Source organism: Pseudomonas sp. 5Vm1k (assembly GCF_056161485.1).
The window spans coordinates 336,631-361,585 of record NZ_JBSPCZ010000006.1 but is presented as its reverse complement, the minus strand read 5'-3'; the positions used below and the strand labels follow the sequence as shown (position 1 = coordinate 361,585).

Genomic DNA, 24,955 nt, shown 5'->3' with positions numbered 1-24,955 from the left:
ACGGTTAATGTGGGAGCGGGCTTGCTCGCGAAGGCGGAGTGTCAGTCACCATCAATGGAGCTGACACTCCGCTTTCGCGAGCAAGCCCGCTCCCACAAGGTTTTGTGGTCAGCGGACGATCTTGTCCACATGAATCCCCAGTTTCTTCAGCCGATACCAGAAGCTGCGCTCGGAGATCCCGATCAACTGCGCCGCCGCAGCCTGCACGCCATTGCTCTGTTGCAGCGCCGCCAGAATGTAAGCTTTTTCGACTTCCGCCAGCGCCGCTTCCAGGTCCGCCGGCACGCCGTTGTGTTCAATCAGCACGCCACTGTCGGCGGGCCGTGAGGCAAACAAATACGCCGGCAAATCATCGTCCTCAATCACCGACCCACTCGCCACAATCGTCGCGCGCTCGACACAGTTCTGCAGCTCACGAATATTCCCCGGCCACGAATAATTGGCCATGGCTTGCAACGCCGCCGCACTGAATCCGCTGAAGCGTTTGCCCGCCGCGGCCCCCAGGGTATTAGCAAAATGCCGGGCCAGCGGGGCGATGTCTTCGACCCGTTCGCGCAGGGCCGGCAGCGGGATCGGAAACACGTTGAGCCGGTAATACAAATCTTCGCGAAACTCTTTTTTGGCCACCGCATCCAGCAGGTTTTTGTTAGTGGCGGCGATCACCCGCACATCGACTTTGCGCTCGCGCGGATCGCCCACCGGCTCGATCACCCGTTCCTGCAACGCGCGGAGGATTTTCGCCTGCAAGGCCAAGGGCATTTCGCCGATCTCATCGAGAAACAACGTGCCCTTGTCCGCTTGCTGGAAACGCCCGACCCGATCCGCCACGGCGCCGGTAAACGCACCTTTGCGATGGCCAAACATTTCGCTTTCCAGCAAGCCTTCGGGGATCGCCGCGCAGTTCACCGCCACAAACGGCTTGTCGGCGCGGTTACCGTGTTTGTGAATGGCCCGGGCGACCATTTCCTTGCCGGTGCCGCTTTCGCCGGTCAGCAGAATGGTGGCGTTGCTTTCGCGCACCGAGTCGATGGCTTGCAGCACTCGGCGAAAACTCGGGCTGTCGCCCACCAGGCTGTCGATCTGCTGGTGTTCGTCGAGTTCGGCGCGCATGCGCTGGTTGTCTTTGAGGATGTCGCGAAATTGCAGGGCCTTGCTGACGGTGATGTCCAGTTCGTCGATGTCGAACGGCTTGGCGATGTAGTCGAAGGCGCCGTTGCGCATTGACTGCACGGCGTTTTTCACCGTGCTGTAGGCGGTCATCACGATCACCGGCAACTGCGGGAAACGGTTTTTGATTTCCGCGAGCAATTGCGGGCCGTCCATGCCGGGCATGCGCCAGTCGCTGATCACCAGGTCGATGTCCTCGCACTCCAGCACCTTGAGCGCGTGCAGGCCGTTGCCGGCGGTGAACACGGTGATGCCGTTCTGACTCAGGGCCGATGCCAGCAGGTCGCAGAGCTTGGGCTCGTCGTCGACCACCAGTACGTTATGTGTCATCGCTCGCCTCGTCGAAGTCTTCGCCATGGGTCGGAATGTACAGGCTGAAGGTAGCGCCGGCATCTTTTTCGCTGGTGCATTCGATGTGCCCGTCATGGTTTTCCATGATCGAAAACACCTTGGCCAGACCCAGGCCCGTGCCGGATGCCTTGGTGGTCACAAATGGTGTGAAGATCCGTTCGAGCATGTCCGGTTCGATGCCCTGGCCGGTGTCTGCGACGCTGATGATGGTGTGGGAAGCATCGCGGTTGATGCCCAGAGTCAGGTGGCCGCCATCGGGCATGGCGTCGATGGCGTTGACGATCAGGTTCAACCCGGCCTGCTTGAGCTGGCGCGCATCGGCGTACAGGGTCGCGCCCGGTGCCTGATCATCGATGTGCACCTCGATGTTGTGGCTGGCCAGCTCCGGGGCGCAAAACCCCACCAACTCATCCACCAGCGGTCGCGCCGGTTGGGTCGAACGCAGCGGCGCGCTGGGTTTGGCGAAGTCGAGGAAATCGGTGATCAGGTCATTGATGCGGCTGACTTCGCTGACCACGTATTCCAGGTGACGCTTGTCGGTCTCGGGCAGATCCGCGCGGCGGTGCAGCAATTGGGTCGCGGTCTTGATGATGCCCAGCGGGTTGCGAATTTCATGGGCCAGGCCCATGGCGACTTCGCCCAGCGCATGCAAACGGTCGCGGCGGCGCAGTTGCGACTCCAGGTGCTGCAACTCACCCAGGCGTTCGCTCATGTGGTTGAACGTGCTGCTCAGTTCGGCCAGTTCGTCGCCGCCGGTAACCGCCAAACGCTGGCGATAGTCCCCGGCGATCACCGCTTGCACGCCTTTGGACAAGCCGCGCAACGGTTGGGTCAGGCGTTGCGATACCAGCCAGCCGACACCGAGGGACGCTGCCGAACTGAGCAGGAAGATCAGGATGAACAGGTTGCTCTGATTCACCAGCCCGACCAGGCTGGTGTGGCGCAGCAAACCGCTGAAAATCACGCCCTGGAGTTCGCCGTTTTCGTTGAGGATCGGCCGATAGATGCCGCTGTAGCGACTGGTGAATTGTTCGGTCGGCTGCTTGGTGGTGCGCAGGATCTGTTCGATTTTTTCCGGCACCGCCGCCGGGTGATCCTCGAAGCGCTGACTGGAGAAAATCTCGGAAAAGTCATTGCCCTTGGCCAGGTACAAACGCAAGTCCAGCGAGTGCACATCGGAGACGCTGGTCAGGAAGCTGTTATCGAGGTAAGTGGCGATTACCAGTTTGTAATCGACGCCGTCCTGTTCGGTCTCGAAGGTCGAGACCACCGTGCCGGTGGCGACACCACCGATTTGCAAGGTTTGCATCACCGCTTTGGGCGCGGTGCTGATCTGCCGCACGATGTCATCGGCGGCGGTGCTGAACACCACTTTGTGATCGCTGTTGCGCACCAGCGCGACGACGTCGATGCCCATGGAATCGGCAATGTCGGTGGTCAGGCGGTCGTGGCGCAGCGACAACTTATCCACCGGCGGGCGGGTGTAACGCAGGAACAACTGCGCGGCCCGGGCGTTGTCCCGCAGGATTTCGCTGATCTCGTCCTCGACAATCTTGGTCGATTCCTGCAGCCAGATGCGCACGTTGCTGTCGAAAATCTGTGACAGGGTGGTGGCCGCCAGTTCTGCGGCGATCATGGTCGGGATCACGCTGACCAGCCAGAAGGCCAGGACCAGTTTGCGTTGCAGGCTCCAGCCGGAGAGGGCGAAGGGTCGGGCTTTGGCAGGTCGGTGTTTGGTCATCGGGTTCGCTTGTCGAATGCCATGGCGGGAGAAATCGTGAGGCCTGGTTCAATACAGTAGCCGACATTGCCCCGCCGGTGGCGACCCGTCTGCAACGGGTTCGCCATGGGCTCAGGCCAGTTGCCGATATTCCTGGCGCAGAGGTTGCGGGGTGGAGCGTTGTTGAATGAAACGCTGTTGGATGAAGTCGATGCTCAGTTCAATCACCCGGCGGTATTGCAGGTCGACGGTGATCATGTGATAGCAGTCGTCCAGCAGCACCTTGACCACCGGCCCGCCGAGCTTGCGTTCGACGTAATCGGCGTTCCAGCGGCTGGTGATGTCGTCTTCGATGGAGTGCAGCACCAACGCTTGGGTGGTGATCGATGGCATGCATTTTTTCACCACGGCATTGAGTCGGTGCAACTCGCGCACGGTGACGCCTTCCATGGTCAGCAAACCGGCCGCGCTGCTTTCGCCTTCTTTCATCTGGCGTTCGACGATGGCCCGCAGGCGTTCATTCTTGATGCCGTAGGGCGGTTTTTCTTCGAAGCTGCAAAGATGCACGCCGAATGGAATTTTCATCAGCAACGGCGTCAGGAACGCCAGTTTGTTGATGCTCCAGCCGTCGTAGCGCAGGGTGGTCGAGTACAGCAGCAAGCCTTCGATTTGCCCCGGATGCTCGGCTGCCAGGTACATCGACAGCACCGCGCCCATGGACAAGCCGCCGACGAACACATGCTCGTGCTTGCGCCGCACGCCGACGAAGGTGTTGCGCGCGCTTTCGTACCAGTCGCGCCAGCCAGTGGCTTGCAGGTCGGCGTTGCCCCCGCAGTGGCCGGCCAGGGTCGGCACGTAGACCGTGTGCCCGGCTTTCGCCAGGCCCATGGCCACCCGACGGAGTTCCGTCGGGGTGCCGGTGAGGCCGTGGATCAACAGCACCGCGACCTCGCCCGAGCCGAGAACGAAACCGGCGTTGCCTTCGCCCATGTCGATCTCGTGTTCGTTCATCGCTTCATGGCCCGATGCAGCAAACGGTCGAGGAGGGCGATACCCAGGTCAATTTCCGGGTAGCTGATTTCCAGCGACGGGGCCAGGGTGATCACGTTTTTGTAGTAGCCGCCCACGTCGAGGATCAGGCCCAGGCGTTTGCCGTCGATTTCGATGTCGCCCTTCATGCCTTCGTCGACCATGAAATCCAGGGTCGCCTTGTCCGGGGTGAAACCGTCCGGGCCGCAGATTTCGCAGCGCAGGGCCAGGCCCAGGCCATCGACGTCGCCGATGATCGGGTAGCGTTTCTGCAGGTCTTTCAGGCCTTCAAGGAAGTATTTGCCCTTGGCCATGACCATCGCGCCGTAATCGACTTCGCTGGTCATCTTGAACATTTCCAGGCCGACCGCAGTGCCCAACGGGTTGGACGCGAAAGTCGAGTGAGTCGAACCCGGCGGGAAGATTTTCGGGTTGATCAATTCTTCCTTGGCCCAGATGCCGCCCAGCGGGTTGAGGCCGTTGGTCAGCGCCTTGCCGAAGACGATCACGTCCGGTTTGACGTCGAAGTGTTCGATCGACCACAGCTTGCCGGTGCGCCAGAAACCCATCTGGATTTCATCGACGACCATCAAGATGCCGTGCTGATCCAGCACGTGCTTGAGTTCGCTGTAGAAGTTCATCGGCGGGATCACGTAGCCGCCGGTGCCCTGGATCGGCTCGACGTAGAAGGCTGCGTATTCGCTCTGGCCGACTTTCGGGTCCCAGACGCCGTTGTATTCAGTCTCGAACAAACGGGCGAATTGCTGCACGCAATGGCTGCCGTATTCTTCCTTGGTCATGCCTTTCGGGCCACGGAAGTGGTACGGGAACGGGATGAAATTGGCACGCTCGCCGAAGTGGCCGTAGCGACGACGATAGCGGTAGCTGGAGGTGATCGACGACGCGCCGAGGGTGCGACCGTGGTAACCGCCTTCGAAGGCGAACATCAGGCTCTTGCCGTTGGTGGCGTTACGCACGACTTTCAGCGAGTCCTCGATGGACTGCGAACCGCCGACGTTGAAGTGCACACGACCGTCGAGGCCGAACTTGTTCTTGGCATCGACTGCGATCATTTCCGACAGCTCGATTTTGCCTTTGTGCAAGTACTGGCTGGCGATCTGCGGCAGGGTGTCGATCTGTTGTTTCAGTGCGTTGTTCAGGCGCGGGTTGGCGTAACCGAAGTTAACCGCCGAGTACCACATTTGCAGGTCGAGGTAGGCCTGGTCTTCGGTGTCCCACACGTACGAGCCTTCGCAGCGGCTAAAGATGCGCGGCGGGTCGATGTAGTGGACGGTGTCGCCGTAGGAGCAATATTTGGCTTCTTTATCCAGAAGGATCTGGTCTTCGGGCGTAGCGATGCGGATATCAGACATGATTGAAGAGTTCCTGATTGTTTGACGCGTAGTCAGAAGTGGTTTCAAGGGCGAAGTCGGTCGCATTGGCGGCGCGGCCGGCCGGCAGTTGGGCCAGCAGGGCCGGGAGTTCGGCGAAGCTATCGAAGCGGGCGTAGGCGATGCCGTTGCGCTCGCAGTGCTCGGCCAGGCGATCCTTGGCGAACACGAAGTCGGCGGTGGAGGCCACGCACATGTCGGACTGACCGTCGCCGATCACCAACACCCGTTTGCTCTTGGGCGTGGACTTGCATTTGCAGTTGCCGGAAGCGGCGCGGCAGGCGTCGCTGGAATACGGGAAGTCGATACGCCAGCTCTCGTGGCCAAGTTGGCGCAAGCGGTTGGCGAGGATCGGCAGCAGGGTCACGTAGTTGCGCGCAAGAATCCGCGCAATGCCTTGCTCGATGCCGTCGCTGACCACTTCGAGGGTGGCACCGAGGCCGATCACGTGATCGACGAAGTCGGGGAAGTCCGGGTCGATTTCGATCGTGTCGAAGAACGCGAGCAGTTCGGTCGGCGTGGCCTTGACCAGCGAGAGCTGGCGGCTGAGGCATTCACGGGAACCGATGTCGCCTTGCAGCCACTCGTTTTCGATCGCTTCCCAACTCGGGTCGGCGAACTGCTGGAGGATGCTGTCGATCACGTCGGTGCGGGTGATGGTCCCGTCGAAATCACACACGATATGCCAGTCAATCATCTGTTTACCTATTTGGCAGGGCGCGCTGTTTGCGCTTGCAAAAGGGGTAGAGCAGGGAGTGTGCCAATCGGGTAGAGCCCCGTATTTCCGGGGTTCTAGCGGATGTGTGTGTCGGCGAAGCTACAATTTTTGTAGGTCGCTACAAACAACATGAGTGCTTGCGCAGGGACGGTTAAAAGAGGATTGATGCGCGCATATCTTGTTAAGGAAAGACCTCATGTCGAGGATTACTGTTGCCCTGTTTGCGGCGCTGACGTGCTTGTCGGCCAATGTCCTGGCCGACGGCATTACCGGTGAGGCCGGTGCGGGGCTGAGCTACCAACCCCACGACCCGAGCGGCAGCCGCCATGAAATCCGTCCGGTGCCGTATCTCGATCTGGACTGGGGCGATGTCAGCCTCAGCACCGACGACGGGCTGACCTGGAGCGCGTTGAAAACCAATGGCTTCAGCGCCGGGCCGTTCCTCAATTACTTGCCGGGGCGCACCGCCAACGGCAGTTTGCAGGGCCTGCACGATGTACCCGATATGGGCGTTGTCGGTGGGTTCGTGCAGTACGCGCCGGCTGATTTCTGGCGGGTGTTTGCCACGGTAGGCGAGGCGGTTGGCGGACCGCAGGGCGTGGTCGGGCGCTTGGGTGGCGAGATCGGTTATCCACTGGGCGGCGGTGTGATCGGCAGCAGTAACCTGACTGCACACTTTGCCGATGCGCAGCAGAATCAGGCGTTCTACGGCGTCAGTGCCGAGACGTCACAGGCTTCGGGCATTGCCCGCTACAACGCCGGTGGCGGTTTGCAGAACGTGGCATTGACCCAGAGCTTTGAATTTCCGCTGGCAACCCATTGGTCGCTGTTGACCAGTGCGAGCTGGATTCACCTGACGGGCTCAGCGGCAGACAGCAGTATCGTCAAACAGGTCGGGCAGCAGGATCAGGGGGAAGTGCAGGCGGCGGTGGCTTATAAGTTTGACTAGGAAATCTCATTGGCGGGGCTGACGTCTTCGCGAGCAAGCCCGCTCCCACAGGAGGTCGCGTTCCAATGTGGGAGCGGGCTTGCTCGCGAAGGCTCCCTTGAGTGCAACAGAGATTCAGGCTTGTTCGCCTTCAGCCAACAACGCAATCCCCCCGATAATCACCGCCACCCCGATCCAGTGCAGCACGCTGATCTGCTCACCCAACCCCAGCCACGACCCCAGCAGCACCCCGACAAACACCAGTGAACTCAGGGGAAACGCCAGGGACAAACTGCTGCGCCGCAAAATCAGCATCCACACAAAGAACGCGCCGATGCCGCAACCCACCGCAAACAGCACGCCGGGATCGACGATCACCGCTTGCAGCCATTGCAGGGTAAAGGTCATCTGGCCCAGTTGATCACCGCCGACTTTGGTCGCAATCTGTCCGGCACTTTCCAGAAGAATCAGCAGCGCCCAGAGCACCACCGTGCCGAAGCGTCCGTGTAACCAATCCATCGCATTGCTCCTTTGAGAATCAGGCATTACCGGCACACGCGAGCATGACGCCCACCGTGATCACCAGGGTAGCGAGCCAGCGCCGGCGGCTGACGGTTTCCCCGAGCACCACTTTGCCCGCCAGTACTACGCCGCAATAGGCCAGGGCCCCGGCCGGGAACAACAGGCTCAGCGGCGCCCGGGACAAGGCTTCGAGCCAGACGAAAAACTCCAGCGCATAGGCACCGATCCCGCACCACAACAGCGGCGCATTGAACACCTGGCCCCAGAACGCATTCAGCCGGAAACCACCTTCGAGTTCCGGCAAACGGTCCAGGCCAAGCTTGAAACAGAGCTGGCCGATCACATCCAGCACGATAGAAAACGCCACCAGCACAATGACGGTGAAGGTCATGGGCGTGGTGCCTTTATGAAAATATTCACGGTCAGGATCTACCCCTTGGTGGGCGCTTTCAGACACCGGGCTCATCAGGTATGAGCACCGGCCGAGAGGGCTTTGGGGGTAAATGCAAGGGGCGGGCCAGCCGCTGGCGACGCAGTTCCCTTGTGGGAGCGGGCTTGCTCGCGAAAGCGGTGTGTCAGCCAACATGGATATTGAATGTGCTGGCCTCTTCGCGAGCAAGCCCGCTCCCACAGGGGATGGTGGGGTGATCAGGCGTGAAGGCGAACCCAAACGCTGACGAGCACGGTCGCGGCCATCAACCAGGCCACCGCCGCAACAGCCAGCGAAGCTTCCAGACGCATGCGGTCGACCAGGACGTACAGCGTGGCCAGGTACACGAAGTACGGAATGATCGACCACATGCCAAACACGATGGTGGTCTTCAAGTCGTCCAGTGAACGGCCCTTGCCGACGATGTAGTGCGCGATCAGCGCAAAGGTCGGGAACAGCGGCACCAAGCCGGCGATGTAGTAGTTTTTGGTCTTGGCCAACGCGGCGAGGATCAACACCACCGCCGCGCCCAGGGCGGCTTTGAGCAAAAGGTCCATCAGTGGTTCAGCCCGTACTTTTTAACTTTGTCGAACAGCGTGGTCTTGGCCATTCCCAGTTCCAGGCTGGCCTGGGTCAGGTTGCCGCCACTGCGCTGAAGGGCATCGTTGAGCAGGTTGCGTTCGAAGGCTTCCACCGCTTCGGCGAAGGCCAGGCCTTGATTGCTGCCACTGGCGCCAGACTTTTTAAAGGCCGGCAAACCGAGGGCAAAACGCTCGGCGACGTTGCGCAGTTCGCGCACGTTGCCCGGCCAGTCGTGGCTCATCAGGTTGGACAGGGTCTGGTTGTCCAGCCCCGGCACCGCACGGTCGAAGCGTAGGGACGACTGCTGCAGGAAGTGTTCGAACAGTTGCAGGATGTCTTCGCGACGTTCGCGCAGCGGCGGCAGTTCCAGGGTCACCACGTTGAGGCGGTAATACAGGTCGCTGCGGAACTCGCCCTTTTTGCTCGACTCGTCCAGGTCGGACTTGGTCGCTGCAATGACCCGGCAATCTACCGCCACGCTCTGGTTCGAACCGAGGCGTTCGAGGGTGCGCTCCTGCAATACCCGCAGCAGTTTGATCTGCAACGGCAGGGGCATGCTTTCCACTTCATCGAGGAACAGCGTGCCGCCGTCGGCGTGTTCGATCTTGCCGATCCGCCGCTTGCCGGCACCGGTAAAGGCGTTGGCTTCGTGGCCGAAGATTTCGCTTTCGAACAGGTTTTCCGGCAGGCCACCGCAGTTCAGGGCGACGAACTGCTTAGTGTGGCGGCGACTGAAATCATGCAGGCAACGGGCGACCAGTTCCTTACCGGTGCCGGTTTCGCCTTCGATCAGCACGTTGGCTGAGGTATCGGCGACGTTGGCGATCAGTTCGCGCAAGTTCTGCATGGCCGGCGAGCGACCAATGATCCGGCCTTCCAGAGAATCACGTTCGGCCAGTTGCCGGCGCAACGACGAGACTTCGCGAGCCAGGCTGCGTTGTTCCAGGGCACGGCGGGCCACGTCCACCAGGCGTTCCGGGGAGAACGGTTTCTCCATGAAATCGTAGGCGCCTTTCTGCATCGCGCCGACGGCCATGGAGATGTCGCCATGGCCGGTGATCAGCACCACCGGCAGGCTGCGGTCGCGAGCCTTGAGCCGGGTCAACAGCTCCAGTCCGTCAATGCCCGGCAGGCGGATGTCACTGATGACGATCCCGGCAAAGTTGTCGCCGACCCGCTCCAGGGCTTCTTCGGCGCTGCCGACACCGACGCAGGGAATGTCTTCCAGGGTCAGTGCCTGTTGGCAGCCGAGCAGCACATGGGGGTCGTCTTCGACGATCAGTACGCTAAGGTCGTTGTTCATATTGGCTCGGCGGGAGTGGGGCTTACCAACGGTAAACTGAGGACGAAGGTGGTACCACCGCTGGCCGGGTGCTCGACACCCAAATGACCACCGGTGGCCGCGGCCAGGCTGGCGGAAAGGGTCAGGCCAAGGCCCAGGCCCTGTGCGCCGGGTTTGGTGGTGAAGAACGGTTCGAACAGATGCTTGCGCGCTTCGGCGTCGATGCCGTGGCCGTTGTCGCGCACCCGCAGGCGATATTTGCCGTCGAACTCTTCGCCTTCCAGCCACAGCTCCGGCAGTGGCTGGGCTTGCATGGCGTCGAGGGCGTTGCCGATCAGGTTGACCAGAATCTGTTCCAGTCGCGTCTGGTCGATCTGCACCTGCACATCGGCGAAGTCTCGATGCTGTTGCAGATGCGCGCTTTCCATCCTGCCACCGAGCAATTGCAAGGCCGCTTCCACGGCTTTACCGAGGCTGGCCTGGCCTTTGTCGTCGCCGCGTTTGGCGAACGAACGCAGACTGGCGGTGATCCGGCCCATGCGGTCGATCAATTCGTTGATGGTTTTCAGGTTGGTGCTGGCGACGTCCAGTTGACCGCGCTCCAGGAAGCGCACGGTGTTGCCGGACAAGGTTCGCAATGCGGCCAGCGGCTGGTTCAATTCGTGGGCGATGCTGGTGGACATTTGGCCGATGGCCGCCAATTTGCCGGCCTGGACCAGTTCATCCTGGGCCCGGCGCAGGGTCTCTTCGGCCTGTCGCCGTTCGCGGATCTGGCCCTTGAGCCGTTCGTTGCTGGCGCGCAGATCGGTGGTGCGTTCGGTAATCCGACGCTCCAGTTGGTTGTTGGCTTCCTGCAAGGCTTCCCGGGCGGCGAGGCGTGTGGCGATCACCTTGCGCCGCTCGTTCCAGGCGATCAGCAGGAACGCCACCAGGGCAAACGCCACCGCCACCAGAATCCCCTGATTGATCGCTTCCCGACGCAAATCCGCCAGGGGCGTGAGCAGGGTGAAATTCCACGGGGTGTCGCTCAACGGCCGGGTCTGGGCCAGGTAGGTGATGTCCTGTTCGTCGGACGCCAGTTCGCTGTTGGCGGGGAAGGTCAGTTTCTCCACGCCTTCGGCCAGGGTTTCCCGGGCCAACGGTTGCAATTCGTTTAGCGGGAACCAGTAGTACTGCAGGCTGCGGGCGAGTTTTTCCTTGGTCTCGTCGCTCAACGGCACCACGGATTTGAGTCGACGCGCCGGATCGCTGGAGAGAATGATGATGCCGTTTTCGTCGCTGACGAAAGCTTCGAGGCGCGCACGCTGCCAGCGTTCTTCCATGGCTTCGAGGCGAACCTTGACCACCGCCACACCAATGATCTTGCCGTGTTCTTCCAGGCCATGGGCCAGGTAATAACCGGGCTCGCCGTTGGTGCTGCCGATGCCGTAGAACCGCCCCGGCTGACCGCGCACGGCGTTCTGGAAATAGGCACGGAAGGACAGGTCTTCACCGAGGTAACTGTCGACATCGCGCCAGTTGCTGGTAGCGAGTACGCGACCGGTGGTGTCCATGACGTAGATGGCCCGACTGCGGCTGCGCCGGTTCAGGCCTTCGAGGTAATCGTTGACCGTTTGCCGGGTTTCCGGCGACGGGTCGTCCAGCAGTTTTGAAACACTGGATTCAAGCTCCAGCAGGCTGGGCAGGTAGGTGTATTTGCTGATCTCGCTCTCGACGGCGCGGGCGTGCAGTTCCAGCTGACGCTGACCATTCTCGCTGAGGCTGCGAATCCCGTAGTGTTCACTGACCCAGAAGCCGATGTAACCCAACCCGATCATCAGGGCGATAACCAGCGGCGGCAGGAACAGATGACGAATCAGACGGGGTTTCACGGCGAGTGATGGCGGCGCGGCGCGATAGAGAGTGGGGTCGCATTTCATCACAGATGCCTTGGGTCAACCACAACTACAAGCCCAGAGAATCCCGTGTAGGAGCTGCCGCAGGCTGCGATCTTTTGCCTTTAAGGATCAGGATCAAAAGATCGCAGCCTGCGGCAGCTCCTACAGGGGCGGCCGTGTAGCTTTTAGTGCTGCAAAATCTTCTCAAGGAAGTGCTGCGCACGTTCGGAGCGGGCGCTGATGTCGCCGAAGAACTCCTCTTTCGGGCAGTCTTCGATGATCTTGCCCTGGTCCATGAAGATCACACGGTCGGCCACTTTGCGGGCGAAGCCCATTTCGTGGGTCACGCACATCATGGTCATGCCTTCGTGGGCCAGTTGCACCATCACGTCGAGCACTTCGTTGACCATTTCCGGGTCGAGGGCCGAAGTCGGTTCGTCGAACAGCATGACGATCGGGTCCATGGCCAGCGCACGGGCAATCGCCACACGCTGTTGCTGACCACCGGAGAGTTGGCCCGGGTGCTTGTGAGCGTGAGCCGACAAGCCGACGCGCTCCAGCAGTTGCAGGCCTTTCTTGGTGGCTTCTTCCTTGCTGCGGCCCAAGACCTTGATCTGCGCGATGGTCAGGTTTTCGGTGATGGACAGGTGCGGGAACAGTTCGAAATGCTGGAACACCATGCCGACGCGCGAACGCAGTTTCGGCAGGTCGGTCTTCGGGTCGGCGATGGACGTGCCATCGACCACCACGTCGCCTTTCTGGAACGGTTCCAGGGCGTTGACGCATTTGATCAGTGTCGATTTACCCGAGCCCGACGGGCCACAGACCACGATCACTTCGCCTTTTTTGACCTCGGTGCTGCAATCAGTCAGCACCTGGAAGTCGCCATACCACTTGTTGATGTTCTTGATAGAGATCATACGGCAAACCTTTTTTGCAGACGCTTGACCAGCAGCGAGGCGGCAAAGCTGATTGTGAAGTACGTGAGACCTGCAAAGATCAGGAACTCATTGGAGCGACCGATGATGTCGCCACTGGCGCGCGAAGCATTGAGGAAGTCCACCAGACCGACCGCGTACACCAGCGAGGTGTCCTGGAACAGGATGATGCTCTGTTGCAGCAACAGCGGGGTCATTTTGCGGAACGCTTGCGGCAGGATGATCAAACGCATCATCTGGCCGTAAGTCATGCCCAGAGCCTGGGCAGCGCCCATCTGGCCCTTGGAAATCGATTGCACGCCAGCCCGGACGATTTCGCAGAAGTACGCCGCTTCGAACATCATGAACGCCACGATGCACGAGGCGAATGCGCCGATCGGGGTGTCTTCGCCGGTGATCCAGCGCAGTACGAACGGCACCGCCAGGTAGAACCAGGTGATCACCAGCAGCAACGGAATCGAACGGAAGTAGTTAACGTAGGCGCCGGCAAGGTTCGACAGCAGTTTGTTGTGGGACAGGCGCATCAGCGCCAGGATCGTGCCGAGGATGATCCCACCGACCACGCCCAGCGCCATCAATTGCAGGGTCATGACCATGCCGTTCCACATGCCCGGCAGGGACGGAACGATGCCTGAGAAGTCGAATTCCATCATTTACCCCCTAACGAGATCAGGCCAGGTACAGCGACTTTCTTCTCGATCAGGCGCATCAGCAGCATCAGGCTCATGTTCAGGGTGAAGTAGATCAGCGTGGCCAGGGTGAAGGCTTCGAACAGGTTGGCGGAGAACTCGGCGGTCTGCTTGGTCTGCGCGAGCAGCTCCATCAGGCCGATCAGCGAGGCCACGGACGAGTTCTTGAACACGTTCAAAAATTCCGAGGTAAGCGGCGGAATAATGATGCGGTAAGCCTGGGGCAGCAGCACGTTCCAGTAGATCTGCGGCAGCTTGAAACCCATGGCACGCGCGGCGGATTCCTGGCCGCGTGGCAAGGCCTGGATGCCAGTGCGCACCTGTTCGCAAACGCGAGCCGCGGTGAATAGGCCCAGGCAGACGACGACGCTGAGGTAGGCCGAGGTAGTCGGGTTCAGGTCCTGCTTGTACCAGTCTTGCAGGTTCTGCGGCAGCAGGTCGGGCACCAGGAAGTACCAGATGAACAGTTGAACCAGCAGCGGCACGTTACGGAAGAGTTCGACGTAGCAGGTCGCAATGCCAGATACGACGCGGTTCGGCACGGTACGCATGACACCCAGGATCGAGCCCAGCGTCAGCGCGATAATCCAGGCCACGACGGCGATGGCGATGGTCCAGCCCAAACCGGAGATGAACCAGTCGAGATAAGTCTCGCTGCCCACGCCGGTGGACTTGAAGAACACGCCCCAGTCCCAGTTGTAATTCATTAGGGTCTCCCCTCGGATCGATCAATGTACAAGTGCCCGCCTGGGGAAGCTCCGTTCCCGCCCAACCTTGGTGGTCAGGCACACACGATCGGCTCGACAGCCACCGGTTCGAGTGTTTCCAAAATATGCCAGCAGGGAGTGACAACCCCCCGAAAGGGCAGTGGCCCTTTCAGGGGATAAGGTTAGTCAGGAATCAGGACTTCTTGTCGTCAGCCGCTTTGTCGGTCGGATTGGCGATCAGGGTCTTGAGCTCGTCGCTCATCGGGAAGTTCAGGTTCAGGCCTTTAGGCGGGATTGGCTGCATGAACCACTTCTCGTAGATCTTGTTGATCTCGCCCGACTTGTAGGTGGCCACGATGGCGTCGTCTACAGCCTTCTTGAACGGCTCGTCGCCCTTGCGGACCATGCAGCCGTAGATTTCGTAGGACTGTGCAGTACCGGTAACGGCCCAGTCATCAGCCTTCTTGGCCTTGGCTGCTTCACCGGCCAGCAAGGCGTCGTCCATCATGAACGCAACAGCGCGGCCCGATTCCAGCATCTGGAAGGACTCGCCGTGGTCTTTGGCGGAGATGACGTTCATGCCCATTTGCTTGTCGGCGTTCATCGACTTGAGGATGCGCTCGGACGTGGTGCCTGCGGTGGTTACGACGTTCTTGCCTTTCAGGTCGTCGAAGTCTTTGTACGCCGAGCCTTTCTTGGACAGCAGGCGGGTACCGATTTCGAAGATGCCGACGGAGAAGTCAACTTGCTGCTGACGCTCGACGTTGTTGGTGGTGGAGCCGCACTCGACGTCCACGGTGCCGTTCTGCACCAGTGGGATACGGGTTTGCGAGGTGACCAGGTTGTATTTGACCTGCAGGTTCGGCAAGTCGAGGTCTTTCTTGATGGCTTCGACGATTTTCAGCTGGATATCGTGGGAGTAGCCGACCGGTTTGCCGGAAGCGTCCGCGATGTAGGAAAACGGAATGGAAGCATCACGATGCCCGAGGGTGATCACACCGGACTCTTTGATCTTCTTCAGTGTGCCGGTGAGTTCGGCAGCGAAAACTGGAGTGCTAATCAGAGCGGCAGCAATGGCTGCGCCCAGGATATGGGGAACGATGCGCATCAAATTTTCCTCGACATTGTTTTTTTTATGGAGCCAGTTCGTCGGCCCTTTTGTGCTTCGAATGCGTGGCGGCACCTGAAGGGTGGTCACGACAATACATTCGTCCAAGAGTGTAGAGCATGACTCGTGCCAGGCCAGGCTGAATGGATCAAGGTGTTGATTTATAAGGGTATTAAATATTTATGGCGGGTTTTTTAGCGAGGAATAATCCGGTTAACCGAATTGACTGACAGGTCGCGTTCGGAAAACCGAATGGAGTCTTGCGACATCCCCTGTAGGAGCGAGGCTTGCCCGCGAAGAGGGAGTGTCAGCCAACATTAATGCAGCTGACACACCGCATTCGCGGGCAAGCCTCGCTCCTACAGATAGGCGGCACATGCAAAAGCCCCTGAACCTCACGATTCAGGGGCTTTTGTTTAGCCGGATTCCCGATCAGGCCGCTTCGATCTTGCTGCGGTTCTGCTCGACCTTGCTCAGGTAATCCGCCAGCTTCTGCTGCTCGTCCGGGGTGGTGAACAACCCGAGCTTGCTGCGGCGCCACAGAATGTCGTGGGCGGTGGTGGCCCACTCTTCACTGCACAGGTAATCGACTTCGCGGGTGTAGAGACCGCCGCCGATGTGTTCACCCAGGTCGCTGAGGTTTTGCACACCTTCAAGCATGCGCCAGGTGCGGCTGCCATAGCTGGTGGCCCAGCGGCGGGCGATTTCGGTCGGCACCCAGTCGAAGGTGTCGCGGATCTTCGCGCACAAGGCTTGCGGGGTGGTCATGTCTTCGCCGCCGGGCAGGGTCGCCGTCGCGGTCCAGCTCGGCCTGATCTGCGTGAAGTAAGGGGCCAGTTGCGCCAGCGCCGACTCAGCCAGTTTGCGGTAGGTGGTCAGCTTGCCGCCGAACACCGACAGCAACGGGGCTTCTTCGCCACTGCCGGACAATGCCAGGGTGTAATCGCGGGTCACGGCCGACGGGTTGTCGGATTCGTCGTTGCACAGCGGACGCACACCGGAATAGCTGTGCAGGATGTCGTCGCGGCTGACTTGTTTCTTGAAGTGGGCGTTGACCACTTTGAGCAAGTAATCGGTTTCGCCTTCGGTGATTGCCACTTTTGCCGGGTCGCCAGTGTACTCACGGTCGGTGGTGCCGATCAGGGTGAAGTGGTTCAGGTACGGAATAGTGAAGACGATGCGCTGATCTTCGTTTTGCAGAATGTGCGCATGTTCGCCTTCGTACAGTTTCGGCACGATCAGGTGGCTGCCCTGGATCAGGCGGATGCCGTACGGCGAATCCATCTTCAGGTCATCACGAATGAACTTGGCGACCCACGGGCCGGCGGCGTTCACCAGCGCCTTGGCGCGGATCGAAAACAGGCTGCCATCGGCGCGTTCCAGGTTCAGATGCCACAGGCCTTTGGAGCGACGGGCGCTGACGCAACGGGTCTGGGTGTGCACGTGAGCGCCTTTCTCGCGAGCGGCCATGGCGTTCAAAACCACCAGGCGGGCATCGTCGACCCAGCAATCGGAGTATTCGAAACCTTTGGTGATTTCGCTTTTCAGCGGGCTGTTCGGGCCGAACTTCAGGCTTTTCGAGCCTTCCAGTTTTTCCCGCTTGCCCAAATGGTCATACAGGAACAGGCCGGCGCGGATCATCCACGCTGGACGCAGGTGCGGACGGTGCGGCAACACGAAACGCATCTGCTTGACGATGTGCGGGGCCTTGGCCAACAGCACTTCGCGTTCGGCCAGGGCTTCACGCACCAGGCGGAATTCGTAATGTTCGAGGTAGCGCAGGCCGCCGTGGATCAGCTTGCTGCTGGCTGACGAGGTATGGCTGGCCAGATCGTCTTTTTCACAAAGAAACACCGAAAGACCGCGACCGGCGGCATCCGCTGCGATCCCCACGCCATTGATCCCACCACCGATGACGGCGATATCGTAGACCTCGGCGAGAGGGGGCGTAGGCAAGGTAGAAGTGGGCATCGGCTGGCCTCGGGCTTTTATGATTTTCGATATTGGAATTCGAACATTAATGTTCATTTGCGAAAATGGTAGCCCATAAAGCCGCGCACAGCCAGTCAACTTCGATTGAAAATACTGATCGAAGGGTGGCTAAAGGAAAATTTACGAACATTAGAAGCAAAAGATCACAGCCTTCGGCAGCTCCTACAGGGCAGAGTGAACCTGTAGGAGCTGCCGAAGGCTGCGATCTTTTGAGGCTGAAAGCCTTAGACGACCTCGAGCCGAATCTTGTGCTGGCTCAACAATTGCGCCAGCGCCGGTACCGGCTGCTGATCAGTCACCAGGCAATCAATCAGGCTGATCGGACCCAGGCGAATCATGGCGTTGCGCCCGAATTTGCTGGAGTCCGCTGCCAGTATCACCTGCCGCGCGTTGGCGATAATCGCCTGGGAGACCCGCACTTCCTGATAATCGAAGTCCAGCAGGCTACCGTCTTCATCAATACCGCTGATGCCGACCAAGGCGAAATCGACCTTGAACTGGTTGATGAAATCGACACTCGCCTGACCAACCACGCCACCGTCGCGCCGCACATTACCGCCGGTCAGCAAAACGTCAAAGTCGTCCTTGGCGCTGAGCATCGAGGCCACATGCAGGTTGTTGGTGATGATTTTCAGGTGATTGTGGTTGAGCAACGCCCGGGCAATCGATTCGGTGGTGGTGCCGATATTGATGAACAGCGAGGCGTGATCGGGAATCTGTGCCGCAATGGCTTCGCCGATACGCTGCTTTTCATCGCGCATCTGGTCGGCACGCATGGCGTAGGCGGTGTTCTCGACACTGGAGTCGTAGGCTGCGCCGCCGTGGTAGCGACGCAACAAATTGGCTTCCGCGAGCTGATTGATATCGCGGCGGATGGTTTGCGGTGTAACGACGAACAGCGTAGCCATTTCCTCGATGCTGACATAGCCGCGTTCGCGGACCAGTTCGAGGATTTGCTGCTGACGGGGAGGCAGATTCATGGGGCTTCCTTTGGGCTGCCGTGCAAAATTTGCCCATGATGCCGCAGGAATCCGCTCCCTACCAGTTACAACCGGATACGAGTCCGGTCCTTGGCTTATTCAGCCCCTTCGTGTGGTTCCCAATCGCGGGTGCGGCTGACGGCTTTTTTCCAGCCGGCGTAGAGTTTTTCCTTCGCGGTTTCTTCCAGGGCCGGTTCGAACTCGCGTTCGATCACTGCCTTGCCGCGCAACTCGTCCAGGCTGCCCCAGAAGCCGCACGCCAGGCCGGCCAGGTAAGCTGCGCCCAGTGCTGTGGTTTCGCGCATTTGCGGACGCTCAACCTGGGTGCCGAGGATATCGGCCTGGAATTGCATCAGGAAGTTGTTCGCCACTGCACCGCCGTCCACACGCAGGGACTTGAGGCGTTCGCCGGAGTCCTGTTGCATGGCGTCGAGCACGTCACGGGTTTGATAAGCGATCGATTCCAGCGCGGCACGAATGATGTGATCCACGCGAACGCCGCGAGTCAGGCCGAACAGCGCGCCACGGGCATACGGGTCCCAGTACGGAGCACCCAGGCCGGTAAAGGCTGGCACCAGGTACACGCCGTTGCTGTCCTTGACCTTGCTGGCGAAGTATTCGGTGTCGGTGGCATCGGCGATGATCTTCAACTCGTCACGCAACCACTGCACGGTCGAACCGCCGTTGAATACCGCGCCTTCCAGGGCGTAGGCCACTTCGCCTTTCGGGCCGCAAGCGATGGTGGTCAGCATGCCGTGCTTGGACTTCACGGCTTTGTCGCCGGTGTTCATCAGCAGGAAGCAGCCGGTGCCGTAGGTGTTTTTCGCCTGGCCTGGCTCGACGCACATCTGGCCGAACAGGGCCGCTTGCTGGTCGCCCGCGATACCGCCGATGGCGATGCCGCTTTTGGTGTGGCCGTAGATTTCCGACGACGATTTAACTTCCGGCAGCATCTCACGAGGGATGTCGAGGATTTCCAGCATCTTCGCGTCCCACTCCAGCGAGTGGATGTTGAACAGCATGGTGCGCGAGGCGTTGGTGTAGTCGGTGACGTGGACTTTGCCGCCGGTAAATTTCCAGATCAGCCAGCTGTCGATGGTGCCGAACAGCAGTTCGCCGTTACGCGCACGCTCGCGGCTGCCTTCGACGTTGTCGAGGATCCACTTGAGCTTGGTGCCGGAGAAGTACGGGTCAGTCACAAGGCCCGTGGTGTCGCTGATGTATTGCTCGTGGCCATCGCGCTTGAGCTGCTGGCAGATCTCGGTGCTGCGGCGGCACTGCCAGACGATCGCGTTGTAGATCGGGCGGCCGGTGGTCTTGTCCCAGACCACGGTGGTTTCGCGCTGGTTGGTGATGCCGATGGCGGCGACCTGGTCATGATGCAGGCCGGCTTGAGCCAGGGCCTCGACCATCACGGCGCTTTGGGTCGCGAAGATTTCCATCGGGTCGTGTTCAACCCAACCGGCTTGCGGGTAATGCTGGACGAATTCACGTTGTGCAGTGCAGACCACGTTCGCGTCACGGTCGAAAATGATCGCGCGGGAGCTGGTCGTACCCTGATCGAGGGCAATGATGTAGTTCTTATTCTGAATGTCGGTCATGTCGATTGCCTTGGACGAAAAAGAGAGTGAGGTCAGGCGCGCGATCAAATGGCAGGATCACGCGCCAACGGTATCAAGAAGTTCTTGGTTTGCCGTCAATGGCCGGTGCTGCGCCCTTTGTTGCAGGTTCGGTGCTTGGCAGATGACGGGCAATCAGCCCGCGATAGGCCGCAGCGCCGAGGCAGGCACCGACAATCGGTGCAAAAATCGGAATCAGGAAGTACGGAATATCGCGGCCGCCAGTGAAGGAAATTTCACCCCAGCCTGCGAAGAAAGTCATTAGCTTAGGACCGAAATCACGCGCCGGGTTCATCGCGAAACCGGTCAGTGGGCCCATCGAGCTGCCAATCACTGCAATCAACAAGCCGATCAGCAGCGGTGCCAGCGGACCCTTGGGCAGGCCGTTGTTGTCGTCGGTCAGGGACATGATCACGCCCATCAGGATGGCGGTGATGATCACTTCAACCAGAAACGCCTGGGCCGTGGACAGGGCAGGGTGCGGGAAGGTGGAGAACACCGACGCCAGCTCAAGGCTTGCCTGGGTGCCACGAACCATATGGTGAGTTTGTTCGTAATCGAAGAATAAATTGCTGTAGAGCGTGTAAACCAACAACGCTCCGCAGAAAGCACCAGCGACCTGGGCGAGGATGTAGAAGGGCAGTTTGCGTTTTTCGAAGTCGGCAAAAATGCTCAACGCGATACTGACGGCAGGATTGAGGTGAGCCCCGGATACACCGGCGGTCAGGTAGATCGCCATGCTGACGCCGACGCCCCAAATGATACTGATTTCCCAAAGCCCGAAGCTGGCACCCGCGACCTTGAGAGCGGCAACGCAACCCGTCCCGAAAAAGATCAACAGCGCAGTGCCGAGGAATTCGGCCATGCATTGGCTGGAAAGTGACGGTTGTTTCAAAGCAGTTGTCATCGAAAACCTCTTTTTTGTTGTTGTCTGGCGCTTTGTCATCTTGGTCAAAGCGCGATTTTCACCAGGACAGGATCCCCATCCTGTTCCTGGTTTACTGCCGAGTACTACTTCGGGATCATTCCTACAGTATTCGCATTCGAAAAAATATAGACAAGAAACGCCGCTGTCAAAGGTCGAAAGTGAACCATCAGTCATATTTAAACTATTCGCCGTGTGAATGATCGTGTTGAAAGCACGATGAGTCTCCTGCAAACCCCCGATGGCGTGGCGCGCCAAGCCTTTGAAATGGCTCCGCAATAGAGCCTTTTGTTGATCAATGACCTAGAATCCGAAGCAGTGTTTTTCTTCTGTCGCCAAGCCTGGAGCTGCCATGACCCCTGCATTGGATTTGTTGAAAAAAGTTCGCGCCGAACATCGGGTGCACAGTTACGAACATGATCCGAAGGCGGCCTCCTATGGTCTGGAGGCCGCGGAAAAACTGGGACTCGATCCGGCGCAGGTGTTCAAGACCCTGCTGGCGGCCAGTGAGAAAGGTGAATTGCTGGTGGCGGTGGTGCCGGTCGTCGGAAGTCTGGATTTAAAGCACCTTGCGCATGCGGCGGGCGTGAAAAAAGTCGAAATGGCTGATCCTGCAGCGGCTCAACGCGCGACGGGTTACTTGTTGGGTGGCATCAGTCCGCTGGGGCAGAAGAAACGTCTGCGTACCTTTATCGATAATTCGGCTCAACCGTTTGCCAGCATTTTTGTCAGCGCCGGGCGGCGCGGTCTGGAAGTCGAATTGGCGCCTGCGGTACTGGCTGAGCACACCCAGGCGACGTTCGCCGATATCGCTCGCGTCTGACTATTGCCATCGACTTCGCGGTGTATCGTGGAAATTGGGCTTCACTGTCACTGGCGCCGGATAAGTCGTGGCTTCATGCTCGGTGGCCTGACTTAGGGAGAAGGTTATGCAGCTTGAGTATCATCAGGTCGATGCGTTCAGTGATCGGCCGTTCAGTGGCAACCCGGCGATGGTGTATCGGCTCGATGCCTGGCTCGCCGATGAGTTGATGCAGAAGATCGCCGCCGAGCACAACCTCGCTGAAACCGCTTTTGTAGTGCGCGAAAGTCAGGCCTGGCATATCCGCTGGTTTACCCCGACTACCGAAGTGCCGCTGTGCGGGCACGCGACCTTGGCCAGCGCGTTCGTACTGTTTGAAGTCTATAAGGAGCCGGTCGAGCGTCTGGATTTCATCTGCAAGTCCGGCTCGTTGAGCGTCAGCCGGGAAGGTGAGCGGTTGTGGCTGGATTTCCCGGCAATCGTACCGTCAGAAGTTGGTGTGACCCTGGATGTCGAACGCGCTCTGGGTGTAGAAGCCTTGGATGTGCTGGGTTCGAATGAGCTGTTGGTGGTGCTGGAATCCGAACAAGCGGTGCTGGACTGTCGGCCAGATATGGCGGCGCTGGCGAAACTGCCGTGGCCGGGTGCAATCGTCACGGCCAAGGGCAGCAAGCATGATTTTGTGTCCCGCTACTTCGCGCCGGCGATCGGCATCAATGAAGACCCTGTGACCGGTTCGACCCATTGCAGTTTGATTCCGTACTGGTCGAAACGGTTGGGCAAATCGAGTCTGACGGCATATCAGTGCTCGGCCCGAGGCGGGGAGTTGTTCTGCCGACTGGAAGGGGAGCGGGTGAAGATCGGCGGGAATGCGACGTTGGTGGCGAGTGGCACGCTGATGTTGGGTTAACGCTTGTAGGAGCAAGGCTTGCCCGCGAATGGGGCTGACCAGCCGATAATGACATCGACTGACACGGCGCCTTCGCGGGCAAGCCTCGCTCCTACAGGTTCAGGATTCAGCTGGCGGTGCTGTACCGGCGAACGCCGGTCTCAACCGCGGGAATCTGCGCCGCCGTGCTTCCAGATGCCTGGAACAGGACCAGATGTTCAGCCGCCACCCGAATACCCACTTGCGCACCGATCTGGTGGTCGGCATGGCTCGGGAAGATCGATTCCAACTGCGCACCCGTCGGCATCTGCAAGCGATACAGCGTCGAGGCGCCGAGGAAGGTCTTGCCGACGATGCGAGCCTTCAGCGTGCTGTCCGGTGCATAAACGATGTCATCCGGGCGCAACAACACGTCCACCGCGCCGCCGGTCGGCCACGTATAGGCCCGATTGCCGCGCAACTCGCCCAGTTCGGTTTGCACTGACTCCGGCGTGTTCAATTGGCCGCGAATGAAATAACCCTGGCCAATGAAACTCGCCACAAACGGTGTCAGCGGTTCGTGATACAGGTTGTAGGGCGTGTCCCACTGCTCCAGGCGACCTTCCTTGAAAACCCCCACGTGATCGCTGACGGCGAAAGCTTCTTCCTGGTCGTGGGTGACCAGGATCGCACTGGTGCCACGGGCCTTGAGAATGTCGCGCACTTCATGGCTGAGCTTGCGCCGCAGTTCGCCATCGAGGTTTGAAAACGGTTCGTCGAGCAGCAACAGTTGCGGCTCCGGCGCCAGGGCGCGGGCCAGTGCGACACGTTGCTGCTGGCCGCCGGACAACTCATGGGGAAAGCGCTTGCCAAGGTTTTTCAGGTTGACCAGTTCCAGCAACTCTTCGGTGACGCGATCCTTTTGCGGATGCTTGCGAATCCCGAAAGCGATGTTCTCGGCCACGCTCAAATGCGGAAACAGTGCGTAGTCCTGAAATACCATGCCGATCCGGCGTTTCTCCGGGGCGAGGGTGAACCCGGCGCTGGAGATAGTCTCGCCGGCCAACTGGATTTCACCTTCGTGCACCGGTTCGAAACCGGCAATCGCCCGCAGGGTCGTGGTCTTGCCGCAGCCAGAGGAGCCCAGCAGGCAACCGATATCGCCAGCATTCAGATGCAGGTTGAGGTTCTGTACCACCCGCTGGTCCTGGTAACCGCAGGCCAGGTTGCGCAAGTTCAGTAGTAATGGTTGGCTCATGCGTGGTGGTACGCCGGCATTACGAGAAACTCCAGCAGGGCCTTTTGCGCGTGCAGACGGTTTTCTGCCTGGTCCCAGGCCACGGAGCGCGGGTCATCCAGCAGGTCGAGGCTGATTTCTTCGCCACGGTGGGCCGGCAGGCAATGCATGAACAGCACGTCCGCAGCAGCCAGGTCGAGCAGGGCGCGATTAACCTGGAATGGCGCGAACAGCTTCAGGCGCTTGGCGGTTTCTTCTTCCTGGCCCATGGAGGTCCAGACGTCGGTGCTAACCAGATGGGCGCCACGTACGGCATCCTGTGGATCGCGGACGATGGTCACACGATCGCCGGCCTTGGCCACGAACTCAGGGTTTGGCTCGTAACCTTCCGGGCAAGCGATGCGCAACTGGAAGTCGAACTGAATCGCCGCTTCTATATAGCTGTTGCACATGTTGTTGCCGTCGCCGATCCAGGCCACGGTCTTGCCCTGGATCGAGCCACGATGCTCAAGAAAGGTTTGCATGTCGGCCAGCAACTGGCACGGGTGCAGGTCATCGGACAGGCCGTTGATCAGCGGGACGCGCGAATTGGCGGCGAATTCAGTCAGTGTGCTGTGGGAAAACGTACGGATCATCACCGCATCGAGCATGCTCGACATGACAATGGCGGCGTCACCGATCGGCTCGCCGCGACCCAGTTGGGTATCCCGGGGCGAAAGGAAGATCGCCTGGCCGCCGAGCTGGATCATGCCGGCTTCGAACGAGATGCGGGTGCGGGTCGAGGACTTCTCGAAGATCATCCCCAGGACGCGGTTTTTCAAAGGCTCGAACAGTACGCCGCGGTTACGCAGGTCCTTGAGCTCAACGCCTCGACGGATCACGCTGACCAGCTCTTCGGGCGTGCAATCCATCAGGGAGAGAAAGTGCCTTGCGCTCATCATTGACTACCTTTTTGCAACAGACCGCAGATACTCAAAGCCTTGTTTAATTGAAAAACGGGCGAGACCTGCGGCGTAAGCCGCACGGGGCGACGAAATAGGGGAAGGCGCGATCTTATAATTAAATGTCGCGTCTTACCAATAGGGGGCTTATT

The 24,955-nt window shown here is 59.7% G+C and carries 23 protein-coding genes; 3 read left to right on the top strand and 20 right to left on the bottom strand.

Features of this window, described 5'->3' with window-relative positions:
- Window positions 1–108: 108 nt before the first annotated feature.
- From ACWIKB_RS15050 to ACWIKB_RS15030, 5 genes are all read right to left on the bottom strand, one after another.
- Window positions 109–1,497 carry a sigma-54-dependent transcriptional regulator gene (locus ACWIKB_RS15050; RefSeq protein ID WP_475267777.1) on the bottom strand — a complete coding sequence of 463 codons (1,389 nt, stop codon included), beginning with the start codon at window positions 1,495–1,497 and terminating at the stop codon, window positions 109–111.
- Window positions 1,487–3,259: a sensor histidine kinase gene (locus ACWIKB_RS15045; protein WP_475267775.1), complete on the bottom strand. Its 1,773-nt coding sequence runs from the start codon at window positions 3,257–3,259 to the stop codon at window positions 1,487–1,489. The genes ACWIKB_RS15050 and ACWIKB_RS15045 overlap by 11 nt, the downstream gene beginning before the upstream one ends.
- A 111-nt stretch (window positions 3,260–3,370) precedes the next feature.
- Complete coding sequence (locus ACWIKB_RS15040) at window positions 3,371–4,249, bottom strand: alpha/beta hydrolase (RefSeq protein WP_475267774.1); 879 nt, start codon at window positions 4,247–4,249, stop codon at window positions 3,371–3,373.
- On the bottom strand, window positions 4,246–5,640 hold the full coding sequence (locus tag ACWIKB_RS15035; RefSeq protein WP_475267772.1) for an aspartate aminotransferase family protein: 1,395 nt from the start codon (window positions 5,638–5,640) through the stop codon (window positions 4,246–4,248). The genes ACWIKB_RS15040 and ACWIKB_RS15035 overlap by 4 nt, the downstream gene beginning before the upstream one ends.
- On the bottom strand, window positions 5,633–6,355 hold the full coding sequence (locus tag ACWIKB_RS15030; protein WP_475267770.1) for an HAD-IB family phosphatase: 723 nt from the start codon (window positions 6,353–6,355) through the stop codon (window positions 5,633–5,635). The genes ACWIKB_RS15035 and ACWIKB_RS15030 overlap by 8 nt, the downstream gene beginning before the upstream one ends.
- Window positions 6,356–6,572: 217 nt before the next feature.
- On the opposite strand from ACWIKB_RS15030, the gene ACWIKB_RS15025 reads away from it, so the two are divergent.
- Window positions 6,573–7,325 carry a MipA/OmpV family protein gene (locus tag ACWIKB_RS15025; protein WP_475267769.1) on the top strand — a complete coding sequence of 251 codons (753 nt, stop codon included), beginning with the start codon at window positions 6,573–6,575 and terminating at the stop codon, window positions 7,323–7,325.
- A 114-nt stretch (window positions 7,326–7,439) separates the two neighbouring features.
- Here ACWIKB_RS15025 and ACWIKB_RS15020 read toward each other — a convergent pair whose 3' ends face one another.
- From ACWIKB_RS15020 to ACWIKB_RS14960, 13 genes are all read right to left on the bottom strand, one after another.
- Complete coding sequence (locus ACWIKB_RS15020) at window positions 7,440–7,823, bottom strand: DMT family transporter (protein WP_475267767.1); 384 nt, start codon at window positions 7,821–7,823, stop codon at window positions 7,440–7,442.
- 19 nt (window positions 7,824–7,842) lie between these two features.
- Window positions 7,843–8,217: a DMT family transporter gene (locus tag ACWIKB_RS15015; RefSeq protein ID WP_475267765.1), complete on the bottom strand. Its 375-nt coding sequence runs from the start codon at window positions 8,215–8,217 to the stop codon at window positions 7,843–7,845.
- A 257-nt stretch (window positions 8,218–8,474) separates the two neighbouring features.
- On the bottom strand, window positions 8,475–8,804 hold the full coding sequence (locus ACWIKB_RS15010) for a GlpM family protein (protein WP_475267868.1): 330 nt from the start codon (window positions 8,802–8,804) through the stop codon (window positions 8,475–8,477).
- Window positions 8,805–8,812: 8 nt separating this feature from the next.
- A complete protein-coding gene (gene aauR, locus ACWIKB_RS15005) occupies window positions 8,813–10,141 on the bottom strand; it encodes a two-component response regulator AauR (RefSeq protein WP_475267763.1) in 1,329 nt (442 codons plus the stop codon).
- Window positions 10,138–12,039: a two-component sensor histidine kinase AauS gene (aauS, locus tag ACWIKB_RS15000; protein ID WP_475267761.1), complete on the bottom strand. Its 1,902-nt coding sequence runs from the start codon at window positions 12,037–12,039 to the stop codon at window positions 10,138–10,140. Before aauS ends, aauR begins: the two co-directional genes overlap by 4 nt.
- A gap of 143 nt (window positions 12,040–12,182) precedes the next feature.
- Complete coding sequence (locus ACWIKB_RS14995; protein ID WP_092278598.1) at window positions 12,183–12,917, bottom strand: amino acid ABC transporter ATP-binding protein; 735 nt, start codon at window positions 12,915–12,917, stop codon at window positions 12,183–12,185.
- The gene (locus tag ACWIKB_RS14990; protein ID WP_475267759.1) at window positions 12,914–13,585 is read right to left on the bottom strand and encodes an amino acid ABC transporter permease; all 672 of its coding nucleotides are present in this window, start codon (window positions 13,583–13,585) and stop codon (window positions 12,914–12,916) included. The genes ACWIKB_RS14995 and ACWIKB_RS14990 overlap by 4 nt, the downstream gene beginning before the upstream one ends.
- A complete protein-coding gene (locus tag ACWIKB_RS14985) occupies window positions 13,585–14,331 on the bottom strand; it encodes an amino acid ABC transporter permease (protein WP_475267757.1) in 747 nt (248 codons plus the stop codon). Before ACWIKB_RS14985 ends, ACWIKB_RS14990 begins: the two co-directional genes overlap by 1 nt.
- Before the next feature lie 193 nt (window positions 14,332–14,524).
- Window positions 14,525–15,439 carry a glutamate/aspartate ABC transporter substrate-binding protein gene (locus tag ACWIKB_RS14980; RefSeq protein ID WP_475267755.1) on the bottom strand — a complete coding sequence of 305 codons (915 nt, stop codon included), beginning with the start codon at window positions 15,437–15,439 and terminating at the stop codon, window positions 14,525–14,527.
- A 432-nt stretch (window positions 15,440–15,871) separates the two neighbouring features.
- Window positions 15,872–17,410 carry a glycerol-3-phosphate dehydrogenase gene (gene glpD, locus ACWIKB_RS14975; RefSeq protein WP_475267753.1) on the bottom strand — a complete coding sequence of 513 codons (1,539 nt, stop codon included), beginning with the start codon at window positions 17,408–17,410 and terminating at the stop codon, window positions 15,872–15,874.
- A 245-nt stretch (window positions 17,411–17,655) separates the two neighbouring features.
- Window positions 17,656–18,411, bottom strand: a complete 756-nt coding sequence (locus ACWIKB_RS14970) for a DeoR/GlpR family transcriptional regulator (protein ID WP_007916700.1) — start codon at window positions 18,409–18,411, stop codon at window positions 17,656–17,658.
- A 95-nt stretch (window positions 18,412–18,506) separates the two neighbouring features.
- Window positions 18,507–20,012 carry a glycerol kinase GlpK gene (glpK, locus tag ACWIKB_RS14965; protein ID WP_475267751.1) on the bottom strand — a complete coding sequence of 502 codons (1,506 nt, stop codon included), beginning with the start codon at window positions 20,010–20,012 and terminating at the stop codon, window positions 18,507–18,509.
- 73 nt (window positions 20,013–20,085) lie between these two features.
- Window positions 20,086–20,937 carry an MIP/aquaporin family protein gene (locus ACWIKB_RS14960; protein ID WP_475267749.1) on the bottom strand — a complete coding sequence of 284 codons (852 nt, stop codon included), beginning with the start codon at window positions 20,935–20,937 and terminating at the stop codon, window positions 20,086–20,088.
- 370 nt (window positions 20,938–21,307) lie between these two features.
- Between ACWIKB_RS14960 and ybaK the strand changes: the two genes are divergently transcribed.
- A complete protein-coding gene (gene ybaK, locus ACWIKB_RS14955; protein WP_475267747.1) occupies window positions 21,308–21,778 on the top strand; it encodes a Cys-tRNA(Pro) deacylase in 471 nt (156 codons plus the stop codon).
- Window positions 21,779–21,884: 106 nt separating this feature from the next.
- The gene (locus tag ACWIKB_RS14950) at window positions 21,885–22,667 is read left to right on the top strand and encodes a PhzF family phenazine biosynthesis protein (RefSeq protein ID WP_475267745.1); all 783 of its coding nucleotides are present in this window, start codon (window positions 21,885–21,887) and stop codon (window positions 22,665–22,667) included.
- A 106-nt stretch (window positions 22,668–22,773) separates the two neighbouring features.
- Here ACWIKB_RS14950 and ACWIKB_RS14945 read toward each other — a convergent pair whose 3' ends face one another.
- Together ACWIKB_RS14945 and argF are read right to left on the bottom strand one after the other, a co-directional pair.
- A complete protein-coding gene (locus ACWIKB_RS14945; RefSeq protein ID WP_475267743.1) occupies window positions 22,774–23,883 on the bottom strand; it encodes an ABC transporter ATP-binding protein in 1,110 nt (369 codons plus the stop codon).
- The gene (gene argF, locus ACWIKB_RS14940; protein ID WP_475267741.1) at window positions 23,880–24,800 is read right to left on the bottom strand and encodes an ornithine carbamoyltransferase; all 921 of its coding nucleotides are present in this window, start codon (window positions 24,798–24,800) and stop codon (window positions 23,880–23,882) included. Before argF ends, ACWIKB_RS14945 begins: the two co-directional genes overlap by 4 nt.
- Between the last annotated feature and the right edge of the window lie 155 nt (window positions 24,801–24,955).

Coding starts and splice junctions, on each gene's coding strand:
- glpD (WP_475267753.1), bottom strand. CDS start 17,410: ATGCCCACTTCTACCTTGCCTACGCCCCCTCTCGCCGAGGTCTACGAT.
- argF (WP_475267741.1), bottom strand. CDS start 24,800: ATGAGCGCAAGGCACTTTCTCTCCCTGATGGATTGCACGCCCGAAGAG.
- glpK (WP_475267751.1), bottom strand. CDS start 20,012: ATGACCGACATTCAGAATAAGAACTACATCATTGCCCTCGATCAGGGT.
- ybaK (WP_475267747.1), top strand. CDS start 21,308: ATGACCCCTGCATTGGATTTGTTGAAAAAAGTTCGCGCCGAACATCGG.
- ACWIKB_RS14990 (WP_475267759.1), bottom strand. CDS start 13,585: ATGGAATTCGACTTCTCAGGCATCGTTCCGTCCCTGCCGGGCATGTGG.
- ACWIKB_RS15025 (WP_475267769.1), top strand. CDS start 6,573: ATGTCGAGGATTACTGTTGCCCTGTTTGCGGCGCTGACGTGCTTGTCG.
- ACWIKB_RS15030 (WP_475267770.1), bottom strand. CDS start 6,355: ATGATTGACTGGCATATCGTGTGTGATTTCGACGGGACCATCACCCGC.
- ACWIKB_RS14985 (WP_475267757.1), bottom strand. CDS start 14,331: ATGAATTACAACTGGGACTGGGGCGTGTTCTTCAAGTCCACCGGCGTG.
- ACWIKB_RS14970 (WP_007916700.1), bottom strand. CDS start 18,411: ATGAATCTGCCTCCCCGTCAGCAGCAAATCCTCGAACTGGTCCGCGAA.
- aauR (WP_475267763.1), bottom strand. CDS start 10,141: ATGAACAACGACCTTAGCGTACTGATCGTCGAAGACGACCCCCATGTG.
- ACWIKB_RS15040 (WP_475267774.1), bottom strand. CDS start 4,249: ATGAACGAACACGAGATCGACATGGGCGAAGGCAACGCCGGTTTCGTT.
- ACWIKB_RS14950 (WP_475267745.1), top strand. CDS start 21,885: ATGCAGCTTGAGTATCATCAGGTCGATGCGTTCAGTGATCGGCCGTTC.
- ACWIKB_RS15020 (WP_475267767.1), bottom strand. CDS start 7,823: ATGGATTGGTTACACGGACGCTTCGGCACGGTGGTGCTCTGGGCGCTG.
- ACWIKB_RS14995 (WP_092278598.1), bottom strand. CDS start 12,917: ATGATCTCTATCAAGAACATCAACAAGTGGTATGGCGACTTCCAGGTG.
- ACWIKB_RS14945 (WP_475267743.1), bottom strand. CDS start 23,883: ATGAGCCAACCATTACTACTGAACTTGCGCAACCTGGCCTGCGGTTAC.
- ACWIKB_RS14980 (WP_475267755.1), bottom strand. CDS start 15,439: ATGCGCATCGTTCCCCATATCCTGGGCGCAGCCATTGCTGCCGCTCTG.
- ACWIKB_RS15045 (WP_475267775.1), bottom strand. CDS start 3,259: ATGACCAAACACCGACCTGCCAAAGCCCGACCCTTCGCCCTCTCCGGC.
- ACWIKB_RS15035 (WP_475267772.1), bottom strand. CDS start 5,640: ATGTCTGATATCCGCATCGCTACGCCCGAAGACCAGATCCTTCTGGAT.
- aauS (WP_475267761.1), bottom strand. CDS start 12,039: ATGAAATGCGACCCCACTCTCTATCGCGCCGCGCCGCCATCACTCGCC.
- ACWIKB_RS15015 (WP_475267765.1), bottom strand. CDS start 8,217: ATGACCTTCACCGTCATTGTGCTGGTGGCGTTTTCTATCGTGCTGGAT.
- ACWIKB_RS15050 (WP_475267777.1), bottom strand. CDS start 1,497: ATGACACATAACGTACTGGTGGTCGACGACGAGCCCAAGCTCTGCGAC.
- ACWIKB_RS14960 (WP_475267749.1), bottom strand. CDS start 20,937: ATGACAACTGCTTTGAAACAACCGTCACTTTCCAGCCAATGCATGGCC.